Origin of the sequence: Pseudoduganella sp. RAF53_2 (genome assembly GCF_052113985.1) — a bacterium.
Classification (GTDB): Bacteria; Pseudomonadota; Gammaproteobacteria; order Burkholderiales; family Burkholderiaceae_D; genus Rugamonas.
In genome coordinates this window covers 1-1,056 of the sequence record NZ_JBFRDW010001079.1, presented here as the reverse complement: position 1 = coordinate 1,056, position 1,056 = coordinate 1, and the positions used below count along the sequence as shown (strand labels likewise).

Annotated in this window: 1 protein-coding gene; it reads left to right on the top strand. The window is 55.8% G+C overall.

Annotated elements, in window-relative coordinates:
• Positions 1 to 195: 195 nt before the first annotated feature.
• Positions 196 to 1,056 (top strand): nucleotide sugar dehydrogenase (locus tag AB4Z11_RS32445; protein ID WP_442030398.1); only part of this gene is annotated, 861 nt, incomplete at its 3' end.

Here is a 1,056-nt window from a genome sequence, read left to right as displayed (position 1 = left end):
AACCACGGCAATGTGGCGCAGTCCCAACAGACTTGAAAGGTTGTCGTACAAGTCTGTTCAGAAGGAAAGTGTAGTTTTCATTATGCAGTCATTAACAAGGCGCACAATGAAATGTGAAACTCAGCATTGAATTACCGTGCTTCATGTTATATAGTTAGCATAATGGTAATAGGTAATTCTCACATGGAACCCGATATGGATAACACGAAGGTGGTTGCGGTTGTAGGATTGGGCTACGTAGGCTTGCCGCTGGCAGTCGAATTTGGCAAGAAGCGCAAAACGATCGGCTTTGACCTGTCTGAATCGAAAATCGAGAATTACCGCCGTTTCTGCGATCCGACCGGCGAAGTGTCCGAACAAGATCTGCGCGCGGCAACTCAGCTGACCGTCAGTACCGACCCAGCCGTGCTGGCTGAGGCGGACTACATCGTGGTCGCCGTGCCGACTCCTGTTGATATCGCTCACAATCCCGACTTCGGCCCCCTGATCGGCGCATCGACCAGCGTTGGCAAGTATATGAAGAAGGGCGCCATCGTCGTCTATGAATCGACCGTGTACCCAGGCGCCACCGAAGAAGTCTGCATCCCGGTGCTGGAAAAGCATTCGGGCCAGAAGTGGAAGACCGATTTCCACGTGGGCTTCTCGCCGGAGCGTATCAATCCGGGCGACAAGCAGCACACCCTGACCACGATCCTGAAGGTGGTGTCGGGCGACGACGCGCCGACCCTGGATGCGATCGCCAAACTGTATGAGTCCATCATCACTGCCGGCGTGTACCGCGCTTCCAGCGTGAAGGTGGCCGAAGCGGCAAAAGTCATCGAAAACACCCAGCGCGACCTGAACATCGCGCTGATGAACGAACTCTCGATCATCTTCGACAAGATCGGCATCGATACCCTTGAAGTGCTGCAAGCTGCCGGCACCAAGTGGAACTTCCTGCCGTTCCGTCCGGGCCTGGTTGGCGGCCACTGCATCGGCGTGGACCCGTACTACCTGACCCATAAAGCGGACATGATCGGCTACCACCCGCAGGTGATCCTGGCGGGCCGCCGCATC